The following is an 18142-nucleotide window of genomic DNA, read 5'->3' as shown; positions in this document are numbered from 1 at the left end:
CGGGCAAATGGTTTCGGGGTACTTATGCGGTGGAGATTGTAGAACGCCTACCCCTGGCATTTGCGTATTTTGGGCGCACATATGCGCTACCTTCCCGTTGCCTTTCTGCACGAATACCGGCCGCAGGTATTCTTTTTGTTGCGCTGGTTGTTGCTGAGTGCCCTCATCGGGCTACTGGCCGGCACAGCATCGGCGGGATTTCTGGCGGCGCTGGCTTGGGCCACAGAATGGCGCGAGCTGCACCCCTGGATTATTTGGTGGCTGCCGGCGGGCGGTCTGCTCATTGGGCTAATGTATCATTACTTGGCGGGTCGGGCCGAAAAGGGCAATAACCTGATTCTCGACGAAATCCACCAACCCCAGCAAACGCTGCCGCTGCGCATGGTGCCGCTGGTGCTCCTGGGTACAATACTCACGCATTTGTTTGGCGGCTCGGCGGGCCGCGAGGGTACGGCCGTGCAAATGGGTGGCACCCTCGCCGACCAGCTTATGCGCCCGCTACGCCTGCACCAGCGCGAGCGGAAGCTGCTGCTGATTGCGGGCATTAGCGCGGGTTTTGCCTCTATTTTCGGCACGCCACTAGCCGGGGCGGTATTCGGGCTGGAGGTGCTTCTGATTGGCCGTTTGCGCTACGATGCCATCCTACCCAGCCTCCTGGCCGCCATCAGCGCCGATTACGTGACGCGCTGGTGGGGCTTGTATCTGCCCGATGTACAGGGGCTTGGTCACACGCACTACCCCCATATGGTAGCGCCTACGGCCAGTGTGCTGGGCCTGCTGAGTGCGGCGGCGGCGGGTATTGCCTTCGGACTGGCGGGCCGGGCGTTTGCCTCGGCCACTCATCTGGTGAGTGGTTTTTATAAGAAGCTGATTGCCTACCCGCCCCTGCGCCCGGTGGTAGGCGGGGCCGTAGTGGCATTGTTGGTGTGGGCCTTGGGTACCACGCGCTACATCGGGCTGGGCGTGCCGGTAATCGTCGAGTCGTTTAGTGTGCAGTTGCCGGCCTATGCGTTTGCGCTCAAAATCCTGCTCACGGCCCTCACCCTAGGCGCCAGCTTTAAAGGAGGCGAGGTGACGCCATTGTTTTTTGTAGGCGCTACCCTTGGCAATGCCTTGGCGCTGCTGCTGCCACTGCCGTTGCCGCTGCTGGCAGGCATGGGCTTCGTGGCGGTTTTTGCGGGCGCGGCCAATACGCCGTTGGCTTGCACCCTCATGGGGCTGGAGCTATTCGGGGCCGAAGGCGGACTGTATATCGGCTTGGCCTGCGTGGTAAGCTACCTGTTCTCAGGCCATCAGGGCATCTACAGTGCCCAGATAGTAGGCGAAAGCAAACACGGAATCTGGGGTAGGCAAACAGGCAAGCACCTGCGGGAGCTGTGAGATAGTGAATTTGTGAAGTGGTGAACAGCATTTCGCCTTTGGTGCGCTCGTAGTATAACTGCGCCGAGCGGTAGACCTGCCAGTTGGGTCCCAGAGGTAGGCGATAAAGCAGGGTAGCAAAATTGGTGGCACTGGGCGCAATACTATTTTGGAAGCTGTTGCGGGTGGTGCGGCGGTAGCTGGCATTCACGCTCAGCCCGAAGTTGTGCAGGTTGCCGATGTAGTTGGCGTACACAAACCCATCGGTGGTGCCGGTGCCTACCTAGTTGAGTATACCGTAGCGCTGACCGGCAGCATTGGTACGGTGGTAGTCGCCGGTGGGTAGCTTCACACCGCCGCCCACAATCAGGCGGCTCTGCACGCCCAGCGTTTCGATGGCGCGGATGAGGTGGTAACCAGCAAAAACCGTTACATCACCCACGCCGGCCATGTTCAGCTGCTGGGCGTTGCTTTGGTTGGTGTTCATTGCATAGGGCACAAAGGCGTTCAACTCCAGACGCTTGGCTAGAAAATACTTGCCGCGCAGCTCCAACACGCGGTAGGCTTCGTAATCAGTTGGGTCGCCCCGGTGACTGTGCTTATAGCCGGTGTCAGAGTTTGGGTTCGATGGGAAAAAACGGCTGCACACCCACTGGGAATAGCCGGTGCCGGTGCCACAAAAGCTGATAGCCATTGAACACGCGGTAGCGGTGCATAATCGAGAAGCTGCTCTGGTTATCGTAAGGCGTGATGCCCATAAAGCAGCCGCAAATATCGCAGGCCCGCAGGCCTAGGCAGGCGCTGCCAGGAATAGAAAGCCAGAGTAGGCAATACTATTTTCTTCATAAGGGAAAGCAAAAAGAGATGCAAGGCCGCTGTGGGGCGGGAACACACGCGTCTACTGACGCTCTGCCAGGCGGCGGTCCTGCAAAAACTCCGTGTCGGTCAGCGTTTCCAGAAAGGCCAGCAAATCGGCTTGCTCTTGAGCGGTGAGCGGAATACCTAGCTGTCCATTGGGGCGGCGCAGCAGCGGGTCGAGGGTAGGGGAGGGCTGCACGCCGTGGTCGTAGTGGGCTAGCACCTCTGCTAGGGTAGCAAAGCGTCCGTCGTGCATGTAAGGTGCCGTTTTGGTCACGTTGCGCAAGGAAGGCACCTTAAACTTTCCCCGATCCTGCACTACACTGGTGATGTGCGCTCTACCCGAATCAGCCGAAAATTCCCGGTCCAGACCGTTGTTGCGGTAGGTTTCGTCGGTGAATAAATCGGTGCTGTGGCAGGGAGTGCATTTTTGCGCCAGCAGGGCACGGCCGCGCAGCTCTGGCGCGCTCAGTTGCCTACCGGCTTCGCCGCGCACGTAGTGGTCGTAGCGCGAGTTGGCCGAGGTCAGCGCGGCTGTAAACTGCGCCAGCGCCCGCAGAAATTGGTACGAGTCGATGGGCGACCTGCCGTAAATTTTCGCAAACCGGCGCCGGTAGTCAGCGTCGGCATTGAGTTTTTTGAGCACGTTGCCGAGCGTCTCGTCCATTTCCACCGGGTTGGTGAGGGGCGCCAACGGCATGGTTTCGAGGTTTTTGGACCCACCATCCCACAGTAACTCCCGGCGCCAGCGTAGATTTTGCAAAGGCGGCGTATTGCGCGGCCCCAGCAAGCCATCTACGCCTTGGCTCACCCGGTGGTCGGCATGAGCAAAGGCCACAGACTGCTGGTGGCACGAACCGCACGAGACATCACCCGTGCGCGATAGGCGCGGGTCGTAAAATAGCGTCCGGCCCAGCTCAAAAGTGGCCCGGTCGGGCGGGTTGGTTTCGAGCGCGTAGGCAGGGGTAGGGAAGTTGCTGGGGAGTGTATCGCCCGGCACAGCCTGCTGCTTCAGTATATCCGCGTCAGGCTGGCAACTAGTCACCAGCAGCCCCGCCAACCCCAGCAACGGGGCCGTCAGGGTACGCGAAGTGAACACGCGCACGGCTAATTAGCGTTGATATGGTCCACTAAGAACATGCCTGCCGCATAATTATTGGCTACCTGCACGGCATTAGCACCCGGCATGTGCGCTCCTCTAAAGGTACTGAGCTGTATAGGTTGCGGGCCGTTCAGTACCTTCAAAGCGTCTATTCTCAGGTGCAGCTCGGGGCTGTGGTCGGCACCTACCAGCAAGTTACTGCTCGGGAAAGTCAGCTTCACGGTGCGCACGGCGTTGTAGGGTTTGGTGAAGCCACCCACGTGCATCAAAAATGATTTGGCAGGGTAGGCGCTGGAAGCCACTAGATTACCTTCCATCTTGAAGAAGATATACCCTGAGTTCCAGTCCCAGAACATATTATTATTCACGTCCAGTGCGCCGGTTTGGGCACCGGCCACGTTGCGGGCGCTATCCACGCCTACCACGAAGGATATACCAGTGTAGTCGCCGATAGGCACATCCTTTAGATGCAGGTGCTTCGATTCAGTGTCAGACTCCTGCACCAGGTAGTAGCTCTCGGGCTGAGGGTACTCCGTACCATCGGCCTTTTGCAGCCTGATGTTGGAAACGTAGTAGTTGAAACGGGAAACAGTAAACTGCTCGTTGCTCACGGGATTGGTGTAGGTAGTGGTGTTGAGCGCCAGCGCTCTGTTGCCCACTACGTGCTCCATCTCAATATCCAGCGTGCCCACAGTAGGCTGAGCTTCTTTTTCTTTATCGTTGCAACTGGCCAGAGAGAATACGGTAACCACAGCGGCTACCCAAAAGGTAGGTAGGGAAAATTTCATAAGAAAACTTCTGGAAAACAAACAGATAGGTACAGGTGCATTTCTCCTTAGTAGAAACGTGCCGGGCTGCGTCCGCCGTATGGCAGCACGCAATACTTAGTTGTTAGACCCAGAAGCTTGGTGGATGAAAAATGCCATGTACCGGCGAAAATGCGTACTGTGCAGCCCGAAAAGCAATGAAGCGCCGCGGCGCAGTAGGATAGGAAACCAGCCGGGCCACGCGGAAGCGTAGCAGGGGCAAAGCCTCAAACTCGAGTTTGCCTTCAGTATCATTGGGCGCTTTGCTTTCCGCATCGGCGGCTTTGCGGAGCTGCTTAGCCAAGTGGCACTTGCCATTACAGTGTAGTTGCGGCCGAGCTTTGTTTACGCAAAAGAGCTTCGTAATCCGCTCTGTATGCAGCTGATAATCCACTACCCGCAGTTCCTGACTGAACGTCTGGAGCAACACTAGGGCAGTAAGAATAACAGCAAACCAGCGAGTCATACGAGCGGATACAGCAGGCCAAACGCTCGTAAAGGTAAGCACGTCGTTGGACAAGTAAAGAAAACCGGTGCCTGTACCAATGTACAAAGCACTAATGACTGTCCGCTTTCGCCTTAAAGCGCGACCAGCTGCGTTGCCTGCTCGCGTAGCAGCTGCATGTATAGCTCGTGGCTGAGCGTACCGTCTTGCGTGAGGTACTGGTCGATGAAAGGTAAGCGTACGCGGGTAGGCAGCACCAATGTGCCTAGATACATCAGAATATCGGTGAGGTGGCACAAAGCCAAGGCGCCACCCTGCGCGCCGGTGCCCAAGCCTACCACCGCCGCCTTTTTGCCGCGGATGCCACCAGGGTAGGGGAGGCCATCTATAAAGCCCTTCAGAGCCCCCGGCAACGAGGCATTGTACTCAGGCACGATAAACACCAGCTTGTCGGCTGCCGCTGCTTTTTCAGCCAATCGGTTGAATCCAGCGTGTTGGCCAGTATGGCCGTACAGGGCTGTTACCAAAAAATCGGCGGGCAATTCTACCAGATCTAGTAGCTGGTGAGTTGCACCGAGGTCTGTCAGTAACTGGCTATATAAGTCAGCCACCAACCGGGCACGAGAGTTAGGCCGATTGGTGCCTACGATGATGGTAATCATGCGCGCTAGGGGGTAGGGATAAACAAAAAGGCGAAGTGGAACTCCACTTCGCCTTTCCGTAGACTATAACCGCGTTGCTTACGATAGGTTATTCGAAGTAGCTTTTGCAGCCAAAAATTCGCGGTTCAAGATGGCAATGTTCTCTAGCGAAATGCCCACTGGGCACTCAGCTGCGCATGAGCCAATATTAGTGCAGGCTCCAAAGCCTTCTTTATCCATTTGCGCCACCATATTTTCCACGCGGGTTTTGCGCTCCACGTGGCCCTGCGGCAACAGCGCCAGCTGCGACACCTTGGCTGATACAAACAGCATAGCCGAAGCGTTTTTGCACGCAGCCACGCAGGCACCACACCCAATGCAGGTAGCAGCCTCAAAAGCCCGGTCCGCAATTTCCTTCGGAATCGGAATTTCGTTGGCGTCAGGGGTGCCACCAGTGTTGATGCTGATGTAGCCACCGGCCTGAATGATGCGGTCGAAGGCCGAGCGGTCTACGCTCAGGTCTTTGTTGACGGGGAAAGAATTAGCGCGCCAGGGTTCAATAGTGATAGTATCACCATCGTTGAACTTGCGCATGTGGAGCTGGCAGGTAGTGGTGCCTTTTTCTGGTCCGTGCGCCCGTCCGTTGATGAACAAGTTGCAAGACCCACAAATGCCCTCGCGGCAGTCGTGGTCGAAAGCTACCGGCTCTTCCCCTCTGTGCAGAAGGTCTTCGTTGAGCACGTCCAGCATCTCCAGAAACGACATATCCGGCGAAATATCCTTCACCTGATAATCCACAATCTTACCCTCCGAATTACGATTTTTTTGCCGCCACACTTTCAGCGTGAGGTTCATCGGCTTGGCGTTGGGGTTACTTCCGGCCATTGTATTGTTGGCTATTAGCTGTTAGCTGATGGCTGTTAGCTTTCTTAGACTGTTAAACTATCAGCATATTGCTAATAGCTAGTAGCTAGTGGCTAACAACTCGAAATTTACTTGTAGCTGCGTTGCGTGAGTTTCACATTTTCAAACAGCAGCTCTTCTTTATTTAGTTTCTCAGGCTGGTTTTCACCCTGATATTCCCATGCAGCCACGTAAGCATACTCATCGTCGTTACGTTTAGCTTCGCCTTCTTCGGTTGCATATTCTTCGCGGAAGTGACCGCCACAGCTTTCATTGCGGTGTAGCGCATCATCCACCATCAGCTCGCCCAATTCGATGAAATCGGCTACGCGACCGGCACTTTCTAGCGTTTGATTAAGCTCTTCGTTCACGCCGATTACTTTCAGATCAGACCAGAACTCGCGCTTAAGCTTCTGAATCTCAGCCTTTGCATGACGTAGGCCCTCAGCGGTACGAGCCATTCCACAGTATTCCCACATGATGTGGCCAAGGGCCTTGTGGAATTCGGTAGGCGTGCGCGTGCCATTGATGCTCATCAGCTTCTGAATGTCGGCACGAACCTTTGCTTCTGTCTCGGCAAAAGCCGGATCTTGTGTGGTAACAGGGGTAGGCGGCGTCTTGGCCAGGTAATCCCCAATGGTATAAGGAATTACAAAATAGCCATCGGCTAGGCCTTGCATCAGCGCCGAAGCGCCGAGGCGATTAGCGCCGTGGTCTGAGAAGTTACACTCACCTGTTGCATACAAGCCAGGGACTGTGGTTTCCAGGTTGTAATCCACCCACAGGCCACCCATGGTGTAGTGCACTGCCGGATAAATGCGCATGGGTAGTTCATACGGATTCTCACCCGTAATCTTCTCATACATCTCAAACAGGTTACCGTACTTAGCAGCCACCCAATCAGCGCCATTGCGCTTGATGCTGTCTGCAAAGTCTAGGTACACAGCTAAGCCCGTTGAGCCTACCCCACGACCTTCGTCGCACATCATTTTAGCGTTGCGCGAGGCTACATCGCGAGGCACGAGGTTACCAAAAGCAGGGTATTTGCGCTCCAGGAAGTAGTCGCGGTCTTCTTCTTTGATATCCGCCACGCGAATTTCACCTTTGCGTAAGCGCTCAGCAGTAGCCTTTTCTTTAGGTACCCACACGCGCCCATCATTACGCAGCGACTCCGACATCAGTGTCAGTTTCGACTGGTAGTCACCGGATACGGGGATACAGGTAGGGTGAATTTGGGTGAAGCAGGGGTTAGCAAAGTAAGCTCCCTTCTTGTGGGCTCGCCATGCTGCCGTCGCATTCGAATACTTGGCATTAGTGCTCAGGTAGAATACATTACCATAGCCACCTGTAGCCAGAATAACAGCGTGTGCCGCGTGAGTTTCGATTTCACCAGTAATTAGGTTACGCGTCACAATACCGCGTGCCTTGCCATCTACCAATACTAGGTCCAGCATTTCGGTGCGCGTATACATCTTCACCTTGCCGTATGCAATTTGCCGCGACAAAGCAGAGTAGGCACCAAGTAGAAGCTGCTGTCCGGTCTGGCCACGTGCGTAGAACGTGCGCGACACCTGCGCGCCCCCAAATGAACGGTTAGCCAGCAGGCCGCCATACTCACGGGCAAACGGTACACCCTGTGCCACGCACTGGTCGATGATGTTCACCGATACCTGCGCCAGGCGGTACACGTTGGCTTCGCGAGAGCGGTAATCGCCCCCTTTTACTGTGTCATAGAACAAACGGAACACGGAGTCACCGTCGTTCTGGTAGTTTTTGGCAGCGTTGATACCACCCTGTGCAGCAATGCTGTGCGCGCGGCGCGGCGAGTCGTGGAAGGAAAAGGCCTTCACATTGTACCCGAGCTCTGCCAGTGATGCTGCGGCCGAGGCACCAGCCAAGCCGGTACCTACCACAATGATATCGTATTTACGCTTGTTAGCCGGGTTAACCAGCTTAACGTCAAATTTATGCTTGTCCCACTTTTCGCCTATTGGGCCTTCGGGAATTTTCGAGTCCGGAAACATTACTTCAGCGCTAGGTTAATGGAATCAACCAAGGGTGCTACCGCCGAAAGCGGGTCACCCTGTTCGTTGGTGAAGAAGAAAAAATACAGCGGCATGATGGCGAAACCTGCGCACACGATAATGGAGAAGGCGTAGCCAATAACCTCAATAGCAGGAGTATACTTGCGGTGATTGAGGCCCAGCGTCTGGAAGGCGCTTTTGAAACCGTGCAGCAGGTGGTAGCATAGGGCTACCTGAGCCAGCACGTACAGAGCTACGTACCACCACTGGTGAAACGAACTCACTACCAGTGTATACAAGTCATCGTTGTTGTTAATGTCTGGATCCAACTCGCCGAAGCGGGCGCGGTAGAAGAAGTTGTACAAGTGCACCAACAAGAAAAACAGGATGATGGTGCCCAGAAAGGCCATGTTGCGCGACTGCCACTTGCTGTTTTGCTCCGAGTGATTCGACACGTACCCTACGCTGCGTGCAGCCTGGTTGCGGCGCCACAGCGTGAGCGACTCATAAATATGGAAGCCAAAACCCAGCAACAGTCCCCACTCTACGGTGCGGATAATTGGGTTGGTTCCCATGAAGTGGGAGTAGATGTTGAAGGCGACGCCGTCATCATTCTTGAATAGCTGCAGGTTGCCAATCAGGTGGACAACAAGGAAGGAGCACAGGAACAAGCCCGTGATGGCCACGATAATCTTGCGACCGATGCTGCTGGAAAATGTTTTACTAATCCAACTCATTTAGAAGCTGCGAAATGGTTTGCGAAGGTGATTCAATTGCAACGGCCAAAGGTACACCCCGACCTACTAGGAAACAATCTAGATAGGGCTTTCGTCGTTCATGAATCTATCCGAAGCCACTGCCGTTAGAACCGTGAAACCAGTTCAGAACACCGGCAGTCCTACATTTGTTGGTTTTCTACCAGATTTCTCCTGATATTCTCCTACTCTTCTTCCCGCTCTCTAAGCTGTTCACTATATGAACCTTCCGCTACTCTGCTGGGGCCGCAGGCTATTTCTGGGGCTTATATTGACTTTTCTGCTGTTGCTGGGCCTGCGGCCGCAGGCTCAGGCGTCGCACATTCGGGCCGGCGACATTCAGGCAAAGTCCGATACTACGGCCGCCCGCAACCCGCGTCGCATCTTCTTCAAGATGATTCTGTACACCAACCGGGGGTCAACGGTGAAGGCGGAAACAGCCACGTTTTTCTTCGGTGATGGTACGAGCGTTAAAGATGTACCCCGGACCGGCTTCGCGCAGGTGTCGGCTGATACGGATATCAACGTATTCTATTTTGAGCACACCTACAATGCGCTGGGGCAATATGATGTCAGCTACGTAGGAGAGTACCGCAACGCGGGCATTCTGAATATGGCGGGGCGCACAGACACGTATGCGTTTTATATTACGACCCGTATTACCATCGACCCGGCGCTGGGTATCAACCGCTCGCCTGTGCTGACGGCCCCGGCCATTGACAAGGCCTCGGCTAACCAAGTGTACTTACACAACCCAACCGCCTTCGATGCCGATGGCGACTCTTTGGTGTACAGGCTGTTGCCCAGCCAGCGCACCCAGGCGCTGGTAGAGGATCTGATCAATGTATTCAGAAACGTAGTGTCGGCTACCGATGTTCCTGGTTTTCAATATCCTAATGTTCGGGATGCAGCGGGGGTACAGGTGTCGTATACGGGTGCAAATGTTGGTGACAGGGCTGTTTTTACAATCAACTCCAACACAGGCCAGCTGGTGTGGAATGCCCCTAGCTCATCGGGCCTGGGCGAATACAACGTGGCCATTGAAATACAAGAATGGCGACGCGTGGCCGGTGCGCGGCCGCGCCTGATTGGACGTGTGGTGCGCGACATGCAGATTCAGGTGGTACCTGGCACCAACCTGCGGCCCGAAATAACCATTCCGCGCGACATTTGCGTGGTGGCGGGCACCGTGGTGAACGGCACCGTGACGGCCACCGACCCCGACCGCAACCCGGTGGATTTGTTTGCCTATGGAGGAATTTTCCCGCCGGCTACCTTTCGCCAAACGCTCCTCGGGCCACCTACGGCTAGTGGTACCTTCCAATGGAGCACCCAGTGCAACGACGTACGCCGTGACCCCTACCTCATAACGTTTAAAGCCCAAGACCGGCCCGCAGGTGGCAGTACTCCGCTGATTGACGAGAAAGTGTGGAGCGTGCGGGTGGTAGGGCCGCCGCCACAGAACTTGCAGGCACAGCTTATCAATGGAGGCGGGGCGCGGACTACCCTTACTTGGGACCGGTACATCTGCCAGCAGGCCAGCCAGATCCTAATTTTCCGGAAGGAAGGACCGTCGAATTTTAATCCCGACTCCTGTACTACGGGCATCCCGGCCGGGCTGGGTTTTGTGCAGGTAGGCGCAGTGGGGGCCAACCTCAGCTCGTTTGTGGACGACAACAATGGCCGGGGCCTAGAGCGTGGCAAAACCTACTGTTACCGCATCTACGCCGTGTTTCCGCTGCCCAAAGGTGGCGAGAGTATTGCCTCAGCCGAAGCTTGTGTGACTATCTCCGGCCGCTCGGCGCTGATGCGCAACGTGACGGTAGACCGCACCGATGCCAACGGCCAAATAACGGTGCGCTGGTCGAAGCCAACCAGTAGCGCAGGCTTTGCTACGCCGGCCGGCTACCGGTTGTTCCGGGCCACGGGGCAGAGCGCCAACCCTACCCAACAGGTGTTTACGACTACTAATCTGAACGATACGGTGTTTGTGGATACTGGCTTGAATACCGTAGGGGTAGGCTACAACTATCGGATGGAGTTCTTTACGGCGGCGTCTACTACGCCCGAGGTGGTAGGGCCGGCCAGCAGCGTCCTACTGGCCGGTTCCACCGATCAGACGGCGGCCGGGAATATATTGCGTTGGACGTACAATGTGCCTTGGAACAATGCGCTGCAACCAACCGTCATTTTCCGACGCGAGCAGAACAGCCCTACCTTCACGCAACTGGCTACCGTGACGGGCACGGCCACCGGCGGCACCTACACCGACCGGAACGTGACCTCGGGGCAGACGTATTGCTACTACGTGCAGACCACAGGCTCGTACAGCGGTGCGGGCCTACCCACCAACCTTATCAACCTGAGTCAGGAGTTATGCATTCGGGCGGTGCCGTGCACGCCGGTACTTACGCTTCGCTCGCTTAACTGCGACAGTTTGAGTTCAGTGGGCTCGGCTTCAAATGGCGCGTTCCCGCCGGTGGGCTTCACCTATACAAATCGCCTCACCTGGACGCTCGACAGCAACAACCCGGCGGGCTGTAACCCCAGTGGCATCGTGTACTACCGCATCTTCTACCAGCCCACGGCCGATGCGCCCTTCGCACTCATCGACTCTGTAACGACTATGAGCTACGTGCACCGCAATCTGCCCTCGGCGGCCGGCTGCTACCAGGTGCAGGCCGTAGACAATATTGGGCAGCGCAGCAACCTCAGCAACCAGGCCTGCGCCGAAGACTGCCTGTTCTTCTTGCTACCCAACATCTTCACGCCCAACGGCGACGGTGTAAACGACACCTTCGTGCCGAAGATTTCGAGCCCCGTGCGGCGCATTGTGTTCCGGGCCTTCAACCGTTGGGGTGTGAAGGTGTACGAAGGCGACCAGGACCCGCGCATCAACTGGAGCGGAGGCAGCAACGTGGGCGAGGGCCGCAACACGCCCCGCCTGGCCGATGGCATGTATTTCTATCAAGCCGAGGTAGAGTTCCTGGATTTCAACAATACTAAGCGAACCTATAAGGGTTGGGTGCAGATAAATCATTAACTTGTAACCAACAGGTTATTAGTTAATTTTATCAGCCATCCTATCATGAGCGTAAGCCTACCTACCTGGCGCAAAGGGTTACCACTAACAGTGGTAACCCTTTTTATTTTGTGGCTACTACCGTTGGTCACCTATGCCTCGCACATCCGCGCCGGCGACATTCAGGCCAAGTCCGATACCACGCCCGCTCGCAACCCGCGCCGCATCTTCTTTAAGATGGTGTTGTACACGAAAATACCGGGCCCTCAGGCGGCAGACCAGCCTACTTCTACTTTCTTCTTTGGCGACGGTACTAGTATAGACGTGGCACGGGTAGGAAACGGAACCGTTATTCCTTCTGCACCCAATACCAAGGTCAACGTGTACTACTTCGACCATATTTATAATGCGCCTGGACAATACTTAGTTAGCTTTATAGGGGAGTATCGCAACAAGGAAGTGCGAAATCTGAGTACTCCGGATAGGCAGGCGTTCTACTTGGGCACCAGCATTACCATTGATCCGGCGTTGGGCATTAATCGCTCGCCCGTGCTCACAGCCCCGGCCATCGACCAGGCCACTGCGAACCAGGTGTACCTGCACAGCCCAGCAGCGTACGACGCGGATGGCGACTCGCTGGCCTTTAAGCTGCGGCCAAGTAAGCGGGCTTCTCCCCCGAGATAATTAGAACGCGGGGTGGGGTAGTAGATTCGAGCACCGTGCCCGGCTTTCAGTATCCTGATATATATGATACCAATGGTCGGCAGGTAGCCTACTTGGGTAGTCCGGGTAGTGGTCGTTCTTACTTCCGGCAGGACATCAACACAGGGTTGATTGTGTGGAATGCGCCGAGCAGCCAGAGCATCGGCGAGTACAACTTTGCCTTTGTAGTAGAAGAGTGGCGGCGCGTGGCGGGCGCCCGGCCCCGGCTGATTGGCACCGTTATCCGGGATATGCAGATTGTGGTAGGGCCCAGCACCAACCTGCGGCCCGAGGTAACCATTCCGGAAGACATTTGCGTGGTGGCAGGCACCACGGTGAACGGCGCCGTGACAGCCACCGACCCCGACCGCAACCCCGTTCAGCTGTTCGCCTACGGCACGTTTCCGCCCATCACGTTTCAGCAAACCGCTACGGGGCCGCCCACGGCGCGGGGCGCGTTTCGGTGGGTGACCAGTTGCGAGGATGTGCGCCGTGACCCCTACCTGTTCACCTTCAAAGCCCAGGACGTACCCACCGGCGGCAACCCGCCCTTGATTGACGAGAAGATATGGCGAGTGCGTGTGATTGGGCCGCCGCCCCAAACCCTACAGGCCCAGCGGCAGGGTAGCAGCACGCGGGTGGTGCTCACCTGGGACCGGTATCAATGCACGCAGGCCAGTCAGATGCTGATTTTTCGGAAGGAAAATACGTCGGGATTTGTGCCTGTCGACTGCCAGACGGGCATTCCGGCCTCGGCGGGCTACACGCAGATTGGGGCTATTGATGCCGGGCTGAGTTCCTTTCAGGATGACAACAACGGGCGGGGCCTGGAGCGGGGCAAAACCTACTGCTACCGCATCTACGCGGTGTTTCCGCTGCCTAAAGGCGGTGAGAGTATTGCCTCGGCTGAAGCCTGCGTGACTCTCGATGGCACCAGCGCCCTGCTCACCAACGTGACGGTAGACCGCACCGCCACCAACGGCCAGGTAACCGTGAAGTGGACGCCGCCTCTCAACCAGACGGGCTTTACGGCGCCGGCTGGCTACCGCCTCTACCGGGCACCGGGCCAGAACGTAGCAGCTGCGTCCACTACCTTCAAGCAGGTACTCACCACCACTTCTCTCACCGAAACAACCTTCGTGGATGCGGGCCGCAACACAGTGGATAGCGCCTTCACTTATAAACTGGAGTTTTTCAGCCGCGACAACACCAGTGCCAACGCCGCCGAAATTCGGGAGACGGCGGCTCCGGCCTCCAGCGTGCGCCTGTCGGGTAGGGCCGATGAGGCCGCGTCCGGCAACGTGCTGACCTGGACCTACAACGTGCCCTGGGACAATACCCTGCAGCCTACTACCATCTACCGTCGGGCGCCGGGCAGCCCTACCTTCACGCTGCTGGCTACCGTGGCGGGCACTGCCACCAGCGGTACCTACACCGACCGCGGCACGGCGGCCAACCCATTGATAGCCGGCGAAACGTACTGCTACTATGTGCAGACCAATGGCTCTTATGCCTCGCCCAACCTGCCTAATCTGCTGAATGCCAGCCAGGAAATATGCGTGGCGCCGGTGCCGTGCCGGCCCATCCTGACGCTACAAACAACAAATTGCGACAGTCTGGCGGCCAATCTGTACGCGTTGCCCACCACGGTTATCAGCCCCAACCAGCGCTACACCAACTATCTGCGCTGGCAGCTGGATGCCAACTCGCCGCCCAATTGTAATCTGGCAGTAACGGGGTACCAGGTGTATTACCGCGGCCCCGAGGCTACGGAGTATCAGCTGCTGGCTACTACGATGGAGCCCAGCTACGTGCACATGGGGCTTACTACCGTATCCGGGTGCTACCAGGTGCGAGCGGTGGGTAGCAACGGGGAGCTGAGCGCCTTCAGCAACGAGGCCTGCAACGATGAATGCCAGCTGTTTTTGCTACCCAACATCTTCACGCCCAACAACGATGGCGTGAACGACACATTCCGGCCCAAAGTAACCAGCAGCCTGCGTCGCACGCACTTCACGGCCTTCAACCGCTGGGGCGTGAAGGTGTATGAGGGCGACCAGGACCCCTTCATCAACTGGGATGGGGGCGGTAGTAGCGAGGAGCGCAGCAACGGTCCTCAACTCTCGGATGGCATGTACTTCTACCTGGCCGAGGTGGAGTTCAACGACCTCAACCGCACCAAGCGCACCTACAAAGGCTGGGTGCAGATCAATCGGTAGGGTGGCCTACCCATCGGATAGCAAAAGGCGCGGACCAAACTGGTCTGCGCCTTTTAGTTTTCTTTGCGGTATGATGAAGAAACTTCTGACCCTTCTGTTGGGGTTTGCGTGCGCTTTGGGCAGTTGTCAGCGTACCGAAACGACTACCGATATGCCCACCACTACCGCCGACACCATAACTGCCGATTCGGCTGCAGCACCCGCTACTACCTCCACGCCGAATACGTCTGTTAGTACCGAGGCTGACGCCCACATTGCTGTTCGCAACTACGTGCAGGAACTGCCTAACCGCGCCGTGTATCAACTCGACTCAGCAAGTGTAGTGGATGCCGACGCGCAGTTTCAAGTGCTGGTACCCCGCACCGACTGGGCCGGCCGCATGCCCAACAAAGCCGCGTTCAACGTGGACAAGCAAACCGGCGTTGTATCGGTGCAGCCCGTGAAGTAGAGCCATCTTGTTGTTCCAGGTATTCTGCACAACAGGCAGAGAAGAGGGCCTCTGGCACGAACCGTCTACAAAATCCGACCAATCCGAAAAATTCGAGCGAATCCGTGATTCAGACTGACAACTAGAATCAACTCAACATTTTACTCCCACCTTTCTACCAAGATGAAGGCAGTTATTTTCCCTGGCCAAGGCAGCCAGTTCAGCGGCATGGGCCGCGACTTATACGAGCAGCACGACGAGGCCAAAGCCCTCATGACCCAGGCTAACGACATCCTGGGCTTCTCACTCACCGACATCATGTTTTCCGGTTCCGATGAGGACCTGCGCCGCACCGATGTTACCCAGCCCGCCATCTTTCTGCACTCTGTGGTGCAAGCGGCCGTGCTTCCCTGTCTCCAGCCCGACATGGTAGCGGGCCACTCGTTAGGCGAATTCTCGGCCTTGGTGGCTGCCAAAGTGTTAACGTTTGCCGATGCCCTGCGCCTCGTAGCCCAGCGCGCCCAGGCCATGCAGGCCGCCTGCCAGGAACAGCCCGGCACCATGGCCGCCATCCTCGGTCTCGACGATGATACCACCGTGCGCATCTGCCAGGAAATCACGGATGCCGGCAACGTGGTCGTAGCTGCCAACTTCAACTGCCCCGGCCAGCTGGTGATTTCTGGCTCAGTGCGCGGCATCGAGTTGGCGTGCGAGCAGCTGAAAGCTGCCGGCGCCAAGCGCGCCCTACCCCTGCCAGTAGGCGGAGCCTTCCATTCCCCGTTGATGCAATCGGCCGAAGCGGCACTGGCTGAAGCCATCGAGAAAACGACCTTCTCACCCGGCATCTGCCCGGTGTACCAAAACGTAGACGCCGCCCCCCACACCAACCCCGACGAAATCCGCCAGAACCTGGTGCGCCAGCTCACCGCCCCCGTCCGCTGGACCCAGAGCGTGCAGCGCATGGCTCAGGATGGTGCTACTGAGTTTGTGGAATGCGGCCCTGGTAAAGTGTTGCAAGGCTTGGTGAAGAAGATTACGCCGGCTGTAGCAGTAGCTTCGGTATAATAACTACTTATAAGAAACAGCCCGGCTCACCAGTGTAATGCTGATGAGCCGGGCTATTTTGTATTACTAATGGACTGAAGTTTTGTAAAGTAGCGGTATTTGAAAAGATACTGCTTCAATTTCTTCCAGTCGTCAATATGTGTTTTGTTGTTTAAGTATAATTCGTTAGCCGCTATTTTATAAAGCTTGTGTTAATGGCTCTACCTCATTACAATGCTCTAAATCCTTCAATTTAAAAGCTTTAGTTAAAATGTTTTCTCCTGTCGAAAAGGAGAATGATAAGTTGGAGGAGTCATCGTAGCCTTGAAATTTTACACCATCGATACGGTAATTAAGGATTACACCTTCTTTCAATTTTATTGATAAATCATAGCAGTTTTCAGGCTCGACGTACTCAACTTCCTTTTGCTGATTATTTTGGAAAAAGCTGATAGCTGTGCATTATCTAATCGAATTGGGTACTATTCAGTTTCAGTCTTCGAGTTTAGAAAATTAAGTTCTACATAAGAAATATTTTGCTCTGACAAGTCCTTTTCTGGTAACTTCCCAAAGTTGCAACCTGATAGTGCAAAAAAATATAGTTAAAAGGAATATTCGTGTCGTAAGATTGACCATAATGCAGGACAGCTTTCCGAAGCTAAGGAAGACAAAATTCTGTTCTCCATTGGTTAAAAATATTTTGTCTGATTCATATTACTAAACCTTGGTTTTAAAAGCTGATATTGTACGCGGTTAATCGGCAAGCTCCGCATTCATTGATTTTCTATCAGGGTGTACTCCTGTGATTTTAAGCTTGACTTTATCACCAACTCGTAAACCTTCTTTTTTTCCATTTATCATAATCCGTACATCAGCGCCACTAGGATGTAATGCCCAACAGCCAAAAGTGTTAGCTTCATCTATTGTGCCGATGAAGAAGTCTCCTGTTTTATATATTGAAGGATTATACCATGGGTTTTGTTTTGGGTTCAAATACTTCACAGAACCTAAGTAATCTGAATCAGGCCTTGTAGAGCGTGAGCTAATTAGAACTCTAATTTCTTCGCCCGCTTTTGGTATTATACTTTCAGGGATTGGCGATTTCCAGGATATTTCTACTAAATCCACATAAATTCTACAATTTTTATAGAGCCCGATTACTCCATACGCATGAACTTCTATAATCTGAATATTAACCTTTGAATTTATCAGAGTGCGCATAATTTCAACCAACATCTATATTGATAAAAGGCCTAAACTTCGTCAATATGTCTCTAGTCTGCAACGGATTTTCGTCAACACAATTAACTGTAGCTATATTGACGAAGGTCTGTTATGATACTCTTCGCTCTACCCCCAACACATCCTCACACACCGCCAGCAAATCCGCTACTGTTCTACCCACCCCCGGATGCACTACCTCCGGCGCGATTTCCACCAGCGGCACCAGCGCGAAACGGCGCTCCGACAGGCGTGGGTGGGGCACTTGTAGGGTAGGGGTATCGATGATTTCCTGCCCGTAAAGTAGAATATCCACATCCAGGGTGCGGGCGCCCCAGCGGATTTCGCGGGTGCGGCCGGCCTGCTGCTCTACCCGCTGGCAGGCGGCAAGTAGGGCATCGGGTGGCAGAGAGGTAGCTACGGCTACGGCTTGATTCAGAAAAGCGGGTTGGTCGGTGAGGCCCCAGGCGGCGGTTTCATACAGGCTGGATTGTGCTACTACGGGGCCGGCCGTTGCGTGCAGCTGCGCCACGGCGGTGCGCAAGGTTTCCTGCCGATTACCAAGGTTACTGCCGAGTAGGAGGTAGGCGAGGGTAGGCATAGATTTAGGTAGG

General features: G+C 55.4%; 16 protein-coding genes. 6 read left to right on the top strand and 10 right to left on the bottom strand.

The window, feature by feature from the left end:
• Positions 1-81: 81 nt before the first annotated feature.
• On the top strand, positions 82-1380 hold the full coding sequence (locus MUN82_RS12660) for a voltage-gated chloride channel family protein (RefSeq protein ID WP_245090938.1): 1299 nt from the start codon (positions 82-84) through the stop codon (positions 1378-1380).
• A gap of 262 nt (positions 1381-1642) precedes the next feature.
• Here the strand turns inward: MUN82_RS12660 and MUN82_RS12655 are convergent, their stop codons facing one another.
• The 8 genes from MUN82_RS12655 to MUN82_RS12620 form a co-directional block, all read right to left on the bottom strand.
• A complete protein-coding gene (locus MUN82_RS12655; protein WP_245090935.1) occupies positions 1643-2053 on the bottom strand; it encodes a transporter in 411 nt (136 codons plus the stop codon).
• Between the two features lie 204 nt (positions 2054-2257).
• Entirely contained in the window at positions 2258-3322 is a 1065-nt protein-coding gene (locus MUN82_RS12650) for a cytochrome-c peroxidase (RefSeq protein WP_245090931.1), read from the bottom strand.
• Between the two features lie 2 nt (positions 3323-3324).
• On the bottom strand, positions 3325-4107 hold the full coding sequence (locus MUN82_RS12645) for an MbnP family protein (RefSeq protein ID WP_245090928.1): 783 nt from the start codon (positions 4105-4107) through the stop codon (positions 3325-3327).
• Positions 4108-4210: 103 nt separating this feature from the next.
• Positions 4211-4591 (bottom strand): hypothetical protein, encoded by a 381-nt coding sequence (locus tag MUN82_RS12640; protein WP_245090925.1) that lies wholly within the window; start codon positions 4589-4591, stop codon positions 4211-4213.
• Positions 4592-4704: 113 nt separating this feature from the next.
• Positions 4705-5232 (bottom strand): NADPH-dependent FMN reductase, encoded by a 528-nt coding sequence (locus tag MUN82_RS12635; RefSeq protein ID WP_245090922.1) that lies wholly within the window; start codon positions 5230-5232, stop codon positions 4705-4707.
• A 78-nt stretch (positions 5233-5310) separates the two neighbouring features.
• The gene (locus MUN82_RS12630) at positions 5311-6066 is read right to left on the bottom strand and encodes a succinate dehydrogenase/fumarate reductase iron-sulfur subunit (RefSeq protein ID WP_245097565.1); all 756 of its coding nucleotides are present in this window, start codon (positions 6064-6066) and stop codon (positions 5311-5313) included.
• 137 nt (positions 6067-6203) lie between these two features.
• Positions 6204-8138 (bottom strand): fumarate reductase/succinate dehydrogenase flavoprotein subunit, encoded by a 1935-nt coding sequence (locus tag MUN82_RS12625; protein WP_245090920.1) that lies wholly within the window; start codon positions 8136-8138, stop codon positions 6204-6206.
• Positions 8138-8875, bottom strand: coding sequence for a succinate dehydrogenase cytochrome b subunit (locus MUN82_RS12620; protein WP_245090918.1), 738 nt, complete (start codon positions 8873-8875; stop codon positions 8138-8140). The genes MUN82_RS12625 and MUN82_RS12620 overlap by 1 nt, the downstream gene beginning before the upstream one ends.
• Before the next feature lie 238 nt (positions 8876-9113).
• On the opposite strand from MUN82_RS12620, the gene MUN82_RS12615 reads away from it, so the two are divergent.
• The 5 genes from MUN82_RS12615 to fabD all read left to right on the top strand — a co-directional run bounded on the left by MUN82_RS12615 (position 9114) and on the right by fabD (position 16328).
• Positions 9114-11936: a T9SS type B sorting domain-containing protein gene (locus tag MUN82_RS12615; RefSeq protein WP_245090916.1), complete on the top strand. Its 2823-nt coding sequence runs from the start codon at positions 9114-9116 to the stop codon at positions 11934-11936.
• A gap of 108 nt (positions 11937-12044) precedes the next feature.
• The gene (locus MUN82_RS12610) at positions 12045-12599 is read left to right on the top strand and encodes a hypothetical protein (RefSeq protein ID WP_245090914.1); all 555 of its coding nucleotides are present in this window, start codon (positions 12045-12047) and stop codon (positions 12597-12599) included.
• Between the two features lie 35 nt (positions 12600-12634).
• On the top strand, positions 12635-14836 hold the full coding sequence (locus tag MUN82_RS12605) for a T9SS type B sorting domain-containing protein (protein WP_245090912.1): 2202 nt from the start codon (positions 12635-12637) through the stop codon (positions 14834-14836).
• A gap of 70 nt (positions 14837-14906) precedes the next feature.
• Positions 14907-15284 carry a hypothetical protein gene (locus MUN82_RS12600; protein ID WP_245090910.1) on the top strand — a complete coding sequence of 126 codons (378 nt, stop codon included), beginning with the start codon at positions 14907-14909 and terminating at the stop codon, positions 15282-15284.
• 162 nt (positions 15285-15446) lie between these two features.
• Positions 15447-16328 carry an ACP S-malonyltransferase gene (gene fabD, locus MUN82_RS12595; protein ID WP_245090907.1) on the top strand — a complete coding sequence of 294 codons (882 nt, stop codon included), beginning with the start codon at positions 15447-15449 and terminating at the stop codon, positions 16326-16328.
• Between the two features lie 732 nt (positions 16329-17060).
• Here fabD and MUN82_RS12590 read toward each other — a convergent pair.
• Together MUN82_RS12590 and folK are read right to left on the bottom strand one after the other, a co-directional pair.
• Positions 17061-17543 carry a hypothetical protein gene (locus MUN82_RS12590; RefSeq protein ID WP_245090905.1) on the bottom strand — a complete coding sequence of 161 codons (483 nt, stop codon included), beginning with the start codon at positions 17541-17543 and terminating at the stop codon, positions 17061-17063.
• 97 nt (positions 17544-17640) lie between these two features.
• Positions 17641-18129 (bottom strand): 2-amino-4-hydroxy-6-hydroxymethyldihydropteridine diphosphokinase, encoded by a 489-nt coding sequence (folK, locus tag MUN82_RS12585; RefSeq protein ID WP_245090903.1) that lies wholly within the window; start codon positions 18127-18129, stop codon positions 17641-17643.
• Between the last annotated feature and the right edge of the window lie 13 nt (positions 18130-18142).

The organism is Hymenobacter aerilatus (genome assembly GCF_022921095.1).
Classification (GTDB): domain Bacteria; phylum Bacteroidota; class Bacteroidia; order Cytophagales; family Hymenobacteraceae; genus Hymenobacter; species Hymenobacter aerilatus.
This window is presented reverse-complemented; position numbering and strand designations above follow the sequence as displayed.